Here is a 14,568-nt window from a genome sequence, read left to right as displayed (position 1 = left end):
GCCAACGTGCCTCGTACCGTCAGGGACGTCGTCTTCGTCGACGGCGTCCGCACCCCGTTCGGCAAGGCGGGCCCGAAGGGCATCTACCACGAGACCCGCGCCGACGACCTCGTCGTGAAGGCGATCCGGGAGCTGCTGCGCCGCAACCCGGACCTGGACCCCAAGAAGATCGACGAGGTCGCCATCGCCGCGACCACGCAGATCGGTGACCAGGGCCTCACGCTGGGCCGCACGGCCGGCATCCTCGCGGGCCTCCCGCAGTCCGTACCGGGCTACTCCATCGACCGCATGTGCGCCGGCGCGCTGACCGCCGTGACCGCCGTCGCGGGCGGTGTCGCCTTCGGTGCCTACGACGTCGCCCTCGCCGGCGGTGTCGAGCACATGGGCCGTCACCCCATGGGCGAGGGCGTGGACCCGAACCCGCGCTTCGTCTCCGAGAAGCTGGTCGACGAGTCCGCCCTGTTCATGGGCATGACCGCCGAGAACCTGCACGACCGGTACCCGACGATCACCAAGCTCCGCGCCGACGAGTACGCCGTGCGCTCGCAGGAGAAGGCCGCCAAGGCGTACGCCGACGGCAAGATCCAGCAGGACCTGGTCCCGATCTCGGTGCGCAACACCAACGAGGCGGCCGGTGAGACGGGCTGGGGCCTGGTCACCACCGACGAGCCGATGCGCCCGGGCACCACGCTGGAGAACCTGGCCGGTCTGAAGACCCCGTTCCGGGTGCACGGCAACGTGACCGCGGGCAACGCCGCCGGTCTCAACGACGGCGCCACCGCCGCGATCATCGCCTCCGAGGACTTCGCCCGGGAGAACAACCTCCCGGTCAAGATGCGCCTGGTCTCGTACTCCTTCGCGGGTGTCGAGCCGGAGGTCATGGGCTACGGCCCGATCCCGGCGACCGAGAAGGCCCTGGCCCAGGCCGGCCTGACGATCGACGACATCGGCCTGTTCGAGGTCAACGAGGCCTTCGCCGTGCAGGTGCTGGCCTTCCTGGAGCACTACGGCATCGCCGACGACGACGCCCGCGTGAACCAGTACGGCGGCGCCATCGCGTTCGGCCACCCGCTGGCCTCCTCCGGCGTCCGCCTGATGAACCAGCTGGCCCGCCAGTTCGAGGAGCAGCCGCACGTCCGCTACGGCCTGACCACCATGTGCGTCGGCTTCGGCATGGGCGCCACGGTCATCTGGGAGAACCCGAACTTCAACGCCGAGGGAGACTCCAAGTGAGCACCACCGCTGAGCTCCTGAAGGGCGCGGCCGAGCTGTTCCCGGACGAGGTCGTCACGTCCGCGCACGTCCGTCACCTGGACCTGCCGTTCGGCGCCGGGCGCTTCGCGCTCATCACGCTGGACAACGGCTTCGACCACACCAAGCCGACCACCTTCGGCCCGCAGTCCCTCGCCAACCTGAACGCGGCGATCGACCAGGTCGAGCAGGAGGCCGCCGCCGGCACCATCGTCGGCGCGGGCATCACCGGCAAGCCGTTCATCTTCGCGGTCGGCGCCGACCTCAAGGGCGTCGAACTGCTGAAGAAGCACGACGAGGCGCTGGCCATCGGCAAGGGCGGCCACGACGTCTTCAAGCGTCTGGCGGCCCTCGCGGTCCCGACGTTCGCCTACTACAACGGCGCGGCGATGGGCGGCGGTGTCGAGGTCGGTCTGCACTGCACCTACCGCACCGTCTCGAAGGCCATCCCGGCGTTCTCGCTGCCCGAGGTCTTCCTCGGCCTGGTTCCGGGCTGGGGCGGCTGCGCCCTGCTGCCGAACCTGATCGGCGCCGAGCGCGCGGTCTCGGTCATCATCGAGAACTCGCTGAACCAGAACCGCCAGCTCAAGGGCAAGCAGGTCTTCGACCTCGGCATCGCCGACGCCCTCTTCGAGGGTGCGGACTTCCTGGAGCAGTCGCTCCTGTGGACCGCGAACGTCCTGAACGGCACCACCGAGGTCGCCCGCGCGGACATCGACCGCGGCGAGGCCTGGGACGCGGCCGTCGCCAAGGGCCGCGCCATCGCGGACTCCAAGGTGCACGGCGCCGCTCCGGCCGCCTACCGCGCGCTGGACATCATCGCCGCGGCCAAGGACGGCGACCTCCAGGCCGGCTTCGACGCCGAGGACACCGCGCTGGCGGACCTCATCATGGGCGGCGAGCTGCGCTCGGGCATCTACGCCTTCAACCTGGTCCAGAAGCGCGCGAAGCGCCCGGCCGGCGCCCCGGACAAGTCCCTGGCCCGTCCGGTCACCAAGGTCGGTGTCGTCGGCGCGGGCCTGATGGCCTCCCAGCTGGCGCTGCTGTTCCTGCGCCGCCTGGAGGTGCCGGTGGTGCTCACCGACATCGACCAGGAGCGCGTGGACAAGGGCGTGGGCTACGTCCGCGCCGAGATCGAGAAGCTGCTCGGCAAGGGCCGCATCAACCAGGACAAGGCGAACCGCCTGAGCGCCCTGGTCAGCGGTGTCCTGGACAAGGCCGAGGGCTTCGCGGACGCGGACTTCATCATCGAGGCCGTGTTCGAGGAGATGTCCGTCAAGCAGAAGGTGTTCGCGGAGGTCGAGGCGGTCGCCCCGGCGCACGCGATCCTCGCCACCAACACCTCCTCGCTGTCGGTCTCCGAGATGGCCTCCAAGCTCCAGCACCCGGAGCGCGTGGTCGGCTTCCACTTCTTCAACCCGGTCGCGATCCTCCCGCTGCTGGAGATCGTCCGCGGCGAGAAGACCGATGACGCCTCGCTGGCCACGGCGTTCGGTGTGGCCCGGAAGCTGAAGAAGACCGCGGTCCTGACGAAGGACGCCCCGGCGTTCGTCGTGAACCGCATCCTGACCCGCTTCATGGGCGAGATCCAGAACGTCATCGACGAGGGCACCCCGGTGGTCACCGCCGAGAAGGCCATCGAGCCGCTCGGCCTGCCGATGTCCCCGCTGGTGCTGCTGGAGCTCGTCGGCCCGGCGATCGGTCTGCACGTCTCCGAGACCCTGAACCGCTCCTTCCCGGAGCGCTTCACCGTCTCCCCGAACCTGGCGGCCGTGGTCAAGGCCGGCAAGCGCGGCTTCTACGTCTACGATTCCGGCAAGCCGGAACTGGACCCCGAGGTCGCCGCGCTGCTGGTGCAGGGCGACTCCGTCCTGACCGAGGAGCAGGTCCGCGACCGCGTCCTGGACGCGGTGGCGCAGGAGATCGGTCTGATGCTGGAGGAGGGTGTCGTGGCCGAGGCCCAGGACATCGACCTCTGCCTCATCACCGGTGCGGGCTGGCCCTTCCACCTGGGCGGCATCACGCCGTACCTGGACCGTGAAGGCGTCTCGGAGCGGGTGAACGGCAAGAAGTTCCTCGCCCCGGGCGTGGCGAGCGTTCCCGCGTAACACCCGATCAACAGGAAGGGGCCCGTCCGCACCTCGGTGCGGACGGGCCCCTTCGCGCGTGCGGCCCGCGCTACTTGCGGCCGGGCCGGCCGTTCTTGACCAGACGCCGGGCCGCCGGCGAATCGGGGTTGAGGCCCAGTGCCTTCCCGGCGGCCTGGCGGCGCAGGTCGTCACCGGGCTTGCCGAGCTTCGCGGCGGTCTCCGAGATCCGCAGCCACACCAGCGCGCGCCCGCTACCGGCCGAGATCTCCATGGCCCGCGTCAGGCGCCGCTTGGCCTGTTCGGTCTCCTTGCGACGGATGTGGGCCTGGGCCATGCCGAGGAGGAGGTCGAGGTTCTCGTGCTCGGCGAGCAGCCGGGCACCGACCTCCAGGACGCCCCGGTCGTCCTTCGCCTCGACGAGCGAGGCGAAGCCGCTGAGGGTGATGTCCGTGAAGGGGACGTCGTCCGGCTCGTTGCGGTCCCGGCTGCCGCGGAAGGTCCAGCCCTTGCCCTTGCGCCACTTCCAGGTGCGGGGGCCGGGCAGGTCCAGTCGGGTCCGGGTGCGTTCGTTGAACTGCATGCCCAGCTCGGGGCGGCCCTCCCACTGGTCGACGGCCGCGGCGACGTACTCCTCGGCGACCGGCCGCAGGAAGGCGTACCGCTTGGGCTGCATGCAGTAGCCGACGGCCTGGACGTACGGGGTGACCTCCGCCCGGATGTGTCCGACGTCCAGCACCCGGTCGGCCGGATGACCGGTCGGCACCTCCAGGTCGGGCAGCAGCGCGTGGGTGATCGTCGCGGGGATGCGGTTGCTGTTGGCGTACGGGCGCATCCTGCGGATCACCTCCAGGGCGCCGATCTGCGCGACGGGGATGCCGTAGAGCGCGCGGGCGGTGAACAGGCCGGTGGAGAAGCAGCCGATCACCTGGCGGGGGGCGAGGTACTCGAAGACCGTCTCGGCGAGGACGGGCACGTCCAGGACGAGGAAGGCGACCCCGGCCTCCCGGGCGGCCAGGCCCAGGGCGTCGGCGAGGCTGGACGGGGCGCTGGGGTGCGGCTTGAAGACCACCGAGGTGAAGCCGAGCCGGAGCGCGTTGTGGAACATCCGCAGGTGCAGGTCCTCTTCCTCCTCCTCGGTGAGGATGCCGAGGGGGGAGAGGTACTGGCCGAGGAGGACCGCGGTGTCGGGGCCGTTGCGGGCCAGTGCCGGCGGGATCACCCGGTCGAGGACGGCCCGGCACTCGTCGGTGACCTCCGCCATCAGCTTGAGGACGGCCGCGGTGTGCACGGGCCGCGAGGGGATGTCGTACTCGGTGAGGAGCATCGGCAGCAGGGTGGGGACCAGGTCCAGGTAGAGGACCTGGGTGATCCGGCCGTGGATGCTGCGGGGCAGGTCGTTGCGGGTGGGCCCGTAGCTCATGACCCCGTCGGCGTACACGGCGAGCGTGGCGTCCGAGAAGATCTTGCAGAGCGTCTGGGCGGGTTTGACCTGGATCGACTCGACGACGAGTTCCAGGGGTCCGGGGCGGATGCCCATCTTCTCCGCCATGACGGTGCGCCAGAGCGGGGAGTCCTCGTCCCGCGGGGCCCACAGCGCCGGGTGGAAGGGGTAGATCAGGTCGTTCCAGTAGACGACGCGGTGGAAGCGCGCGAGGACGGCGGCGGCGCCCGGCATGTGGTGCAGGGGCGTCGCGACCTCGGGGATCTCGACGTTGTTGCACACCAGCAGGACGCGTTCGCGGTCGTCGTCGCCGAGCTGGCCGGCGTCGATGGCGGCGGCCACGGTCATGGCGCCGTAGAGGGTGGAGGCGGCGAATATGCGGGTCATCGGGCGGCGGCGCCCTGGTGCCGGGCCATCAGCGCCCTGAGCTTGTTCACGCGTCCGGAGTCCATTCCCGCCAACGTTCCCTCGACGACGTCCCGGGGCAGGTCCCACAGGATCAGGGCGCTGCGGTCCCTGAGCAGTTCGCGGGTGGCCTCCTCGTACGACTCGGCCCGGTCCATGTGAATGACGATGAGAGCGCACAGGGTCCGCATCGCCTTGAACGACAGTTCATATCCGCGCGGATGGTGTGCCAGCTCCTCGAAAATCAGGCGGAATGCCGGGAGGAAGTCGAGCTGGCGTTCGTCCGGGGCCTTGGTGAGGGAAGTCGACACGTCTCGGCGGTAGAAGACGCCGTGCAGGTCGACGACTCCGAATGAGCCGGTCCGCAGGTGCAGCTTGTAGAACCAGGGCCGGTCCTCGGCGGTCCTCAGGCTCTCGTCGAAGTAGAGCGCGTCGACGTCGAGGAGGCGCCGGCGGTCGTAGACGCCCGCCCAGGACTGGGGGTAGTCCATGAAGGTCGAGGCGTCCACGGGGCCTATCCAGTCCACGGGATTCAGCGGAAGGGCCCGGGGGGCGAGCGGCGCCATGACTATCCTGCGCTTCCTGCCGTACACGCGGACGTGGCCGGTGCGCAGGAAGTCGACTCCCGACTGGCTCATCCAGCCGACCAGTTGGGCGAGATAGCCGGGGGCGTACCAGTCGTCGCCGTCGAGAAAGGTGAAGAACCGTCCGCGGGCGGCCGCGAGGCCGATGTTCCGGGTGGCCGATATTCCCAGGTTCCGCTGATTCGTGATCAGTACCGCGCCGGGAATGCGCGGCACCATCTCGCGCAGGATCTCCGACGTCCCGTCGGTGGAACCGTCGTCCACGACGATGAACTCGAAATCCTCCCGGGCATTCAGCACCAAGGACTTGAGCGCCGTCCGGCAATAGTCTCGGACGTCACACATCGCGACGATTACCGAAAGGGTCACCATCGGAGGCACTCACCTTCTCCCCATTTTCAACACACTTCTCCGGAAGGGTTCCCGCGCGGGCCGTCGGCGCGACCCTCCAGTCTACGTTCGAGTAACAGGTCGCCATCATGACAGAACCACTCGGAAGCCCCGTACGGGCGCCTCGGTGTGACGTACAACTCCCCTGGCCGTCGAGGCCTATTCGTGACGTGTAAGGCCGGGATCAGCATGTAGGGTCTAACGGACCGCTCGGCAATCCGCCCTGTGTCCGCGCCCAGCTGCGGCTATCCCGACGGCAGTTGGGCCCGACCGACCGACCAGGAATCACCAGTGCGCATCCACGTGCTCGCAGACTCCGACACCCGCTGGAAATGGGGAGCGGGTCTGGCGGTGGGGCTGGCACCCGGCAGCGAGGTCCACGCACACATGTTGCGCGGCCGCAGCACGCCCACGGCACGACAGCTCGCGGAAGTCGGCATCTCGCCCGCCTCCCTCTCCGAGGTCACCCTGGCGGGCTTCGCGGCGGCTCCGGAACTCGACGAGGCGGATCTGATCATCCTGGGCACCGTCGGCGGCGCGACGCACGCGGCCCTGCACGCGCTCGCCCGCCGCTTCCGCACCGCCCGGCGGCGACCGATCCTGATGACCGGTTATGTCGGCGTCGTCTACGAGAAAATGGCCGACGGACTGCTCCTGCGCGCGGGTGCCGACATCGTCCTCGCCAACAGCCCTTTCGACAGGCGCCGTTTCGCGGACATATTCGAACCCCTCGGAATTCCCGCGTCGTGCATCGTCCAGACAGCACTCCCCTTTCTCGACCAACGTCCCTACGACGCCAACCGCACGCACGCCCGGCACCCCTATACGGTCTGCTTCGCCGTCCAGCCGTCGGTACCCGCCGATCGCAATGGCCGCCTCTACATGCTGCGTCGGGCGATATCCCACGCACGCTTGCGCCCGGGACGCGACGTACTCGTCAAACTCCGCAGCAAACCCGGTGAGGCGACCACCCACGTGGAAGCGCACCACTACCAGGTCCTCGCCGAACAACTCGAAGAACCGCTGCCCCCCAATCTGCATTTCGTGTACGGCAACATGTCGGAAACCCTGGACCGCACCGACCTGTTGGTCACCGTCAGTTCCACCGCCGCCCTCGAATCCATGCACCGTGGCATGCCGACCGCCATATTGAGCGATCTCGGCGTGCGCGAGGTGCACGGCAACCACTATTTCGCCGCTTCCGGATGCGTCACCGACTGGACGGCCATAGACGAGGGCGCCGCCCCCCTCGCCCACGAATCCTGGACGACCGACCAGGGAATCCGGGCCGTCGATCCGTACGGGGAACTCCGCACCCGGATCGACGAATTGTGGGGCATTCCGCTGCCGCCCATCACCCCCTACTACACGGCCGAGAGCGCCCCCGAATACGTCGGCACGCTGCTGCGCCGCAGGGGCCTCGCCCCGGACGGCTCCCCGGGGGCGGGGACCCTGACGCGCACCGCCGGGCCGATGCGGCGCACCTCCCGGCGCGTCATGAAGGTCGCCTACCGGTTCGGGGTCCAGCGGGTGGCCCCGAAGATCCAGCAGTGGGGCGGCGTATGAGCGGGCCCCGCCCGTCCGCCACGGCCGTGCCGACGGCCGTGCCCGTACCCGTCCGCGCGCTCGCATCCGTGCCCGTCCCGATCGCCGCACACCAGGGGGAGAACCCGTGAACGTCACCGCCGTCATACCCGCCCGGGGCGGCTCCAAGGGAATCCCCGGGAAGAACGTCGCCGAGGTCGGCGGCGTGCCCCTGGTCGCCCGGGCCGTGCTGGCCTGCCTCGGAGCCGCGCACGTCACCCGGGTGGTGGTGTCCACCGACGACGCGGCCATCGCCGCCGCGGCCCGGGAGGCCGGCGCCGAGATCGTCGAGCGCCCCGCGGAACTGGGCTCCGACCTCGCGTCCAGCGAGTCCGCCCTGCTGCACGCGTTGGACCGGCTGGAGGAACGGCACGCCGAGGCCGTCGGCGTCCTGGTCTTCGTCCAGTGCACCAGCCCGTTCGTGACGTCCGAGGAGGTCGACGAGACCGTCCTGGCCGTCCTGCGCGACGGCGCCGACTCCGCCTTCACCGCCGTTCCCTTCCACGGGTTCCTGTGGGGCACCGGGTCCGCCGGCCCGGCTCCGGCGGACTCCCCCACCGGCCCCGGTCACCGCGCGCACGGCGTCAACCACGACAGCTCCGTGCGCCCGCGCCGCCAGGACCGCACCCCCGAGTACCTGGAGTCGGGTGCCGTCTACGCCATGCGGGCCGACGGCTTCCGCCGCCACGGCCACCGCTTCTTCGGCCGGACCCAGCTCGTCCCCACCGCCCCGGAACGGGCCATCGAGATCGACGAACCCGGCGACCTCGCCCGCGCCCGGGCCCTCGCCCCCCTGCTCGACGCGCCGCACGGCGCACCCCGGGTACCGGCCCCGCCGGTACCCGGGCAGCACATCGGAAAGGAACTCTGAACAGTGGTACACAGCAGCCGCATCCGCCGGATCGGGAACAAGGAGGTCGGCGCGGGCCGGCCCACCTATGTGATCGGCGAGATCGGGATCAACCACAACGGCGAGCTCGCGCACGCACTGGCGCTCGTCGACGCGGCCGCCGACGCGGGCTGTGACGCGGTGAAGTTCCAGAAGCGCACCCCCGAGATATGCACCCCCCGCGACCAGTGGGACATCGAACGGGACACGCCCTGGGGCCGGATGACGTACATCGACTACCGCCACCGCGTCGAGTTCGGCGAGGCCGAGTACCTCGCCATCGACGCGCGCTGCGCCGAGCGCGGCATCGACTGGTTCGCCTCCCCGTGGGACACCGAGGCCGTCGCCTTCCTGGAGAAGTTCGACGTCCCCGCCCACAAGGTGGCCTCCGCGTCCCTCACCGACGACGAACTGCTCCTCGCCCTGCGCGCCACGGGCAGGACCATCATCCTGTCCACCGGCATGTCCACGCCCCAGCAGATCCGGCACGCCGTGGAGGTGCTGGGCAGCGAGAACATCGTCCTGCTGCACGCCACCTCGACGTACCCGGCCAAGGCCGAGGAGCTGAACCTGCGGGTCATCCAGAGCCTGGAGGCGGCCTACCCGAACGTCCCCGTCGGCTATTCCGGCCATGAGACCGGCCTCCAGACCACCGTGGCCGCCGTGGCCATGGGCGCCTGCGCCGTCGAACGGCACATCACCCTCGACCGGGCCATGTGGGGCTCCGACCAGGCCGCCTCCGTCGAACCCGGCGGCCTCACCCGCCTCGTCCGCGACATCCGCACCATCGAGACCGCCCTCGGCGACGGAGTCAAGCGCGTCTACGACTCCGAACTCGCCCCGATGAAGAAGCTCCGCCGCGTCCCGGGCGCCCTCGCCGTCGAGGGCGTGACGGCCTCGGCATGAGCGGCACCCTCGCCCTGGTGGAGAGCCCGGCTCAACTACTGAACGTCCTGGAGTGGGCCCACGTCCACCCGGGCGAGGCAGCGTCCCTCACCGTCGCCGTCCTGCAGCCGACGGATCCGCGCTCACGCGAACAGGTCCGCCGGCTGTGCCGGCACGCCGCGCGGGCCGGGGTGGCGTGGCGGCGCTACGAGGTCCGCGCCGGGTACCTGGAGCGGGCCCAGGAACTGGTCCGCCTCGGCCGGGCGGTCTCGGCCGCCGAACGCCTCGTGATCGGCGACCTGTTCTCCCGGACGATCCAGCTGCTGCTGCCGCGCTCCAAGGCCCGCGAGGTGGTCGTGGTGGACGACGGTACGGCCACCACGGAACTGGTCGGCCTGCTGGCGTCCGGGCATCGGTTGACCCGCTGGCACCAGGGCGAGGTGAGACCGTCCGCCAAGGCGGGCCCGGTGAGCCGCTGGCTCGCCCGCGAGGAACTGGCCCGCGCCACCTTCTTCACCTGCATGCCGGTGCAGGCCCCGCCGGGCACCGAGGTCCGCGCCAACACGTACGCGTGGTGCCGGGAGAGCTTCGGGCCGGTGCGCGTGCTCCCCGGGGCCGACCTCGCGGGCAGCTCCCTCGTGGAGACCGGCGTCATCGACGAGGACCGGTACGTCGAGGCGGTCGGCTGGATCGCCGACAGCCGCCGGGCGACCCGGTACCTGGCGCACCGCAGGGAGAGCCGGCGGAAGCTGGACCGGATCGCCGGCGCCACCGGCATGGAGATCGTCCACCCCGAACTACCGCTGGAACTCACCGCGTTGACCGAACCCATCGGTCTGTCCGTGCTGACCTTCGCGTCCACCGTCGCCTACACCCTGCCCATCGTGCTCGGCGGTTCGCCGGTGCGGGTGGAGCTGTGCGAGCTCGACGACGCCTGGATCACACCGGACACGGCGGAGCGGTCGGTGGACTTCCTGCGGAGGATCTCCGCCCAGGCCGTGCACCGCCACGGGCTGGCGAGGATCCCGCCCCAGGGGCGCGGCCGACGCCCCTCAGAACCGCTGCCAACGCCCCAGTGAGAGGGCGGCCCCGTCCTTCTGCCGGTTGACGAGCAGCTCGCCCCGGGCGCTGAGCGAGGCCACGACCACCCGGCCGTACGCGTCGAGGGCGAGGGCCGGGGACGCCAGCCCCTCCTCCCCGATCTCCGTCCACCAGAGGCCTGCGTCCTCGTGCTCGGTGGGGTAGGCGGCCAGGGCCGTACGGCCGCCGACGGTCCGCAGGGCCAGTACGGTGCAGTCGTGGCCGTCGACCACGGCGCGGGTCGCGGCGACGGCCCCGGAGGCGGGGCCACCACCGAGGGCGTGCGCGCCGGCGCCCTCGCGGTGGGCGAGGACGCCGCTGCCGTCGGCCGCGTGCCAGAAGTGGGTGAGCCGTCCGGGTGCCGTTTCGAGGGCGACCGGCGATCCGTCCTGGGCGAGGAACGGAAGGTCCTCGCCCCTGTCCACGGAGGCGCCGGGGGCGCGCCGGGTCCAGAGGGAGATCCCCTTCTCGCCGGGTGCGGCGAGCCCGACCCGGCCGTCGGCGGTGGAGGCGGCGCTGATCCCCTCGAAGGCCTTGCTGCCGTGCAGGTCCTCCCAGTCGCCCCAGTCGCCCTTCGCGCCCTGGCACTTCATGTGGATGCCCCGGCCCGCGTTGCGCACGAAGACGTGGGCCCCGCCCCGGGCGTCGACGGCGACGGCCGGCGGGCCGCCCCGGTGGGACATCTCCGGCTTCCGGTAGAGGGTGCCGAGGTCCTGCCACGGCGCCGGCGGACGGCCGGTCTGGTACTGCACCGCGTGGTGGTAGGTGACGGTGACACGCTCACCGTCCGGTGACCGGCGGCGGCGCCTGCCCACGAAGTGGGCGTACCCGTCGGGCCCCTGGCCCACCGCGAGATCGGTCAGGTCCGGTGCGGGGAACAGGTCGGGGCCGCTCCAGTCGGGACCGCCGGGCGCCCGCTCGGTCCAGCGCAGCAGGCCGCCCTCGGTGCGCGCGTAGGCGGTGAGGCGTCCGTCGCGGCCCGCCAGCAACCAGCGGCCGGTCAGAGGGCCCAGGGCGACGGATTCCCAGTCACCCGCGGGTGCGCGGGCGGCCTCCGGGCGGGCGGTGTCGGCAGCGGGTTTGCGCGCCTTGCGCGTGGATCGCGTCGCCATGGCCCGCCAGCAACCTTTCCCCTTCGCCATTCGAACAAATTGAGGATACCCCGGGGCTCTTGCGGGCCCTCCCTGCGCTTATCTTGTAGCCCGCTACATCCCCCGCATCCCGTTCGGAAGGCCGGTCACCGGGCATGACTTCAGACAGCACCGCCACGACGACGCTCCAGGAGGGCCCGTCGACCTCCCGGCGTGCGCCCCGCCCGCCCCGTTCGCGCGGCAGCCGGATCCGGCGGGTGCTGGCCTGGAGCGCGGCCGCGGTGGTCCTCGGCGCGGCCGGCACCGGCTGGTGGGTGTACAGCCACCTGAACGGGAACATCGACAGTGTCGACCTCAACCAGGCGATCGGCACCGACAACCGGCCGCCGAAGGTCGTGAAGAACGCGCAGAACGTCCTGGTGCTCGGCTCCGACTCACGGGCCGGCGCCAACGGCGACCTCGACCACGGCGATGTCAGCGGCGCCCGCTCCGACACCGCGATGCTGGTGCACATACCCGAGGGCCGGGCCAGGGCCACCGCGGTGAGCATCCCCCGCGACACCCTGATCTCCCGGCCCGAATGCAAGGACAAGGACGGCAAGGCCGTCTCCGCCGCGAACCGGGTCATGTTCAACTCCGTGTACACGCTGGCCGGCCCGGCCTGCGTGGTGAAGACCGTCGAGCAGATGTCCGGGATCCGCGTGGACCACTTCGTCGAGGTGGACTTCGCCGGCTTCAAGGGTCTCGTGGACGCCCTCGGCGGGGTCACCGTCACCCTCGACCAGCCGATGACCGGTGCGAAGGGCGGGCTCAAGCTGGACGCGGGCACGCACCGGCTGGACGGCACCGCCTCCCTGAAGTTCGTCCGCACCCGCTACGGCTACGGCGACGGCAGCGACCTCGGACGGATAGGCCTCCAGCAGCAGTTCATGCTCGCCATGCTGTCCGAGATCAAGAAGCAGGACGCCCTCGGCAACCCCGCGCGCCTCTACAAGCTCGCGGACGCCGGCACCAAGTCGCTGACCACCGACTCCGACCTGGCCTCGCTCACCGCGCTGTCCGACTTCGCGCAGAGCATGAAGGGCGTGGACCCGGCGACGATGGAGACCATCATGCTGCCCGTGGCCTACGACAAGGTGGACCGCAACCGGGTGGTCGTCGCCGAACCCCAGGCCTCCCAGCTGTGGGACGCGCTGCGCACCGACCAGAAGGTGCCCGCGGCGGCCAAGGACTCACCCGCGAAGGGCGGCGGCCAGGCCGCCAAGTCCCCGGCGCCCAAGCCGTCGCCCTCCTCGTAGCCGCGCGGCCGTACCGGCCGCGGGCCCCGGTCCGGCGGTCTCCCGTCTAGCGGTCCGTGCGCGGGCCCACCTCGCCGCGGCCGAGGCGGCTGTGGCCGCGCCCGTAGAGGAAGTAGACGACCACGCCGATCGCCATCCAGATCCCGAATCGGATCCAGGTCTCGGCCGGCAGGTTGAGCATCAGCCAGAGCGAGGCCGCGATCGACACGATCGGGATGAACGGCACCCACGGGGTGCGGAACGCCCGGTGCAGGTCGGGCCGGGTCCGGCGCAGGATGATCACGCCGAGGGCGACGATCACGAAGGCGAACAGGGTGCCGATGTTCACGAGTTCCGCGAGCTTCTCCAGGCTGGTGAAGCCCGCGAGGACCGCGATGAGGACACCGAGCAGGATCGTCGCCCGGTAGGGCGTGCGGTACTTGGGGTGGGTGACCGAGAAGACCCGGGGCAGCAGGCCGTCACGGCTCATCGCGAAGAACACGCGGGTCTGCCCGAGGAGCAGGATCATGCACACGGTGATCAACCCGACGGACGCGCCGAGGCTGATGGCGCCGGCGAAGAACGGTTGGTTCACCGATTTGAAGGCCTCGGCCAGTGGCGCGGTCGGTGACATCTCCGTGTATTTCTGCATGCCGGTGACCACCAGCGTGACGGCGACGTAGAGCACCGTACAGATGATCAGCGAGCCGAGGATGCCGCGCGGCATGTCCCGTTGTGGGTTCTTGGTCTCCTCGGCCGCGGTCGCCACGACGTCGAAGCCGATGAACGCGAAGAAGATCAGCGAGGCGGCCGTGAAGATGCCCATGACGCCGAAGTTGGTGGGCGCGTACCCGAAGAGCAGCTGGACCAGCGGCGCGTGGATGCCGCCGCCGGCCTCCTGCGGCTGGGCCGGTGGGATGAACGGGGAGTAGTTGTCGGCCTTGATGAAGAACAGGCCGGCGATGATGACGAGCATCACCACGGTCACCTTGATGGCGACGACGATCGCGGTGAGCCGGGCCGACAGCTTCGTCCCGATGACGAGGACCGCGGTCAGCACGAGGATCAGCAGGAACGCCAGCAGGTCGAAGGTGCCGCCGGCGTCCGGCCCGGACAACGCGGCCGGCATCTCCCAGCCGAGGTTGGTCTCCATGAGGTGGCGTACGTACCCGGACCAACCGACCGCCACCACGGCGGTGCCGAGCGCGAACTCCAGCACCAGGTCCCAGCCGATGATCCAGGCGGGCAGCTCGCCGATGGAGGCGTACGCGAAGGTGTACGCCGAGCCGGCCACCGGCACGGTCGAGGCGAACTCGGCGTAGCACAGGGCCGCGAGGGCGCAGACGACGCCCGCCGCCACGAAGGCGAGGGCGGTGGCGGGTCCGGCGTTGTTCCGGGCGGCGATGCCCGTGAGGACGAAGATGCCGGTGCCGATGATGACGCCGACGCCGAAGACCGTCAGGTCCCAGGCCGAGAGCGATTTGCGGAGCGCGTGTTCCGGCTCCTCCGTGTCACGGATCGACTGCTCGACCGATTTGGTGCGGAAAGGACTGTTCAGATCCGTACTCACCGACGCACCTCCGAAAGGTGGCGTACGCAGC

General features: G+C 70.7%; 11 protein-coding genes. 7 read left to right on the top strand and 4 right to left on the bottom strand.

The window, feature by feature from the left end:
* The first annotated feature begins 6 nt into the window (after positions 1 to 6).
* Positions 7 to 1,233 carry a thiolase family protein gene (locus ACZ58N_RS32385; protein WP_281206056.1) on the top strand — a complete coding sequence of 409 codons (1,227 nt, stop codon included), beginning with the start codon at positions 7 to 9 and terminating at the stop codon, positions 1,231 to 1,233.
* A complete protein-coding gene (locus ACZ58N_RS32380; RefSeq protein WP_471167199.1) occupies positions 1,230 to 3,359 on the top strand; it encodes a 3-hydroxyacyl-CoA dehydrogenase NAD-binding domain-containing protein in 2,130 nt (709 codons plus the stop codon). Before ACZ58N_RS32385 ends, ACZ58N_RS32380 begins: the two co-directional genes overlap by 4 nt.
* Positions 3,360 to 3,429: 70 nt before the next feature.
* Here ACZ58N_RS32380 and ACZ58N_RS32375 read toward each other — a convergent pair whose 3' ends face one another.
* Both ACZ58N_RS32375 and ACZ58N_RS32370 read right to left on the bottom strand, forming a co-directional pair.
* On the bottom strand, positions 3,430 to 5,169 hold the full coding sequence (locus ACZ58N_RS32375) for a polysialyltransferase family glycosyltransferase (protein WP_471167196.1): 1,740 nt from the start codon (positions 5,167 to 5,169) through the stop codon (positions 3,430 to 3,432).
* Positions 5,166 to 6,143: a glycosyltransferase family 2 protein gene (locus ACZ58N_RS32370; protein WP_471167194.1), complete on the bottom strand. Its 978-nt coding sequence runs from the start codon at positions 6,141 to 6,143 to the stop codon at positions 5,166 to 5,168. The genes ACZ58N_RS32375 and ACZ58N_RS32370 overlap by 4 nt, the downstream gene beginning before the upstream one ends.
* A 309-nt stretch (positions 6,144 to 6,452) precedes the next feature.
* Between ACZ58N_RS32370 and ACZ58N_RS32365 the strand changes: the two genes are divergently transcribed.
* The 4 genes from ACZ58N_RS32365 (at position 6,453) to ACZ58N_RS32350 (ending at position 10,598) form a co-directional block, all read left to right on the top strand.
* The gene (locus ACZ58N_RS32365; protein ID WP_471167191.1) at positions 6,453 to 7,727 is read left to right on the top strand and encodes a DUF6716 putative glycosyltransferase; all 1,275 of its coding nucleotides are present in this window, start codon (positions 6,453 to 6,455) and stop codon (positions 7,725 to 7,727) included.
* Between the two features lie 106 nt (positions 7,728 to 7,833).
* Positions 7,834 to 8,616 (top strand): acylneuraminate cytidylyltransferase family protein, encoded by a 783-nt coding sequence (locus tag ACZ58N_RS32360; protein WP_471167188.1) that lies wholly within the window; start codon positions 7,834 to 7,836, stop codon positions 8,614 to 8,616.
* A gap of 3 nt (positions 8,617 to 8,619) precedes the next feature.
* A complete protein-coding gene (locus ACZ58N_RS32355) occupies positions 8,620 to 9,540 on the top strand; it encodes an N-acetylneuraminate synthase family protein (RefSeq protein ID WP_471167185.1) in 921 nt (306 codons plus the stop codon).
* The gene (locus tag ACZ58N_RS32350; protein WP_471167182.1) at positions 9,537 to 10,598 is read left to right on the top strand and encodes a hypothetical protein; all 1,062 of its coding nucleotides are present in this window, start codon (positions 9,537 to 9,539) and stop codon (positions 10,596 to 10,598) included. The genes ACZ58N_RS32355 and ACZ58N_RS32350 overlap by 4 nt, the downstream gene beginning before the upstream one ends.
* Here the strand turns inward: ACZ58N_RS32350 and ACZ58N_RS32345 are convergent.
* Entirely contained in the window at positions 10,572 to 11,711 is a 1,140-nt protein-coding gene (locus tag ACZ58N_RS32345) for a PLL family lectin (RefSeq protein ID WP_471167179.1), read from the bottom strand. The two genes, ACZ58N_RS32350 and ACZ58N_RS32345, sit on opposite strands and share 27 nt — an antisense overlap.
* Before the next feature lie 134 nt (positions 11,712 to 11,845).
* Here ACZ58N_RS32345 and ACZ58N_RS32340 point away from each other — a divergent pair, with 134 nt between their 5' ends.
* On the top strand, positions 11,846 to 12,988 hold the full coding sequence (locus ACZ58N_RS32340) for an LCP family protein (RefSeq protein WP_471167177.1): 1,143 nt from the start codon (positions 11,846 to 11,848) through the stop codon (positions 12,986 to 12,988).
* 46 nt (positions 12,989 to 13,034) lie between these two features.
* On the opposite strand, the gene ACZ58N_RS32335 is transcribed toward ACZ58N_RS32340, so the two are convergent.
* Entirely contained in the window at positions 13,035 to 14,537 is a 1,503-nt protein-coding gene (locus ACZ58N_RS32335) for an amino acid permease (RefSeq protein WP_471167174.1), read from the bottom strand.
* Positions 14,538 to 14,568 lie beyond the last annotated feature (31 nt).

Source organism: Streptomyces sp. NPDC040432 (genome assembly GCF_055595445.1).
This window is presented reverse-complemented; position numbering and strand designations above follow the sequence as displayed.

What these genes read in the sequence shown, in the direction of transcription:
- ACZ58N_RS32375 (WP_471167196.1), bottom strand. Translation starts at nt 5,169, where the DNA reads ATGACCCGCATATTCGCCGCCTCCACCCTCTACGGCGCCATGACCGTG.
- ACZ58N_RS32370 (WP_471167194.1), bottom strand. Translation starts at nt 6,143, where the DNA reads ATGGTGACCCTTTCGGTAATCGTCGCGATGTGTGACGTCCGAGACTAT.
- ACZ58N_RS32350 (WP_471167182.1), top strand. Translation starts at nt 9,537, where the DNA reads ATGAGCGGCACCCTCGCCCTGGTGGAGAGCCCGGCTCAACTACTGAAC.
- ACZ58N_RS32345 (WP_471167179.1), bottom strand. Translation starts at nt 11,711, where the DNA reads ATGGCGACGCGATCCACGCGCAAGGCGCGCAAACCCGCTGCCGACACC.
- ACZ58N_RS32340 (WP_471167177.1), top strand. Translation starts at nt 11,846, where the DNA reads ATGACTTCAGACAGCACCGCCACGACGACGCTCCAGGAGGGCCCGTCG.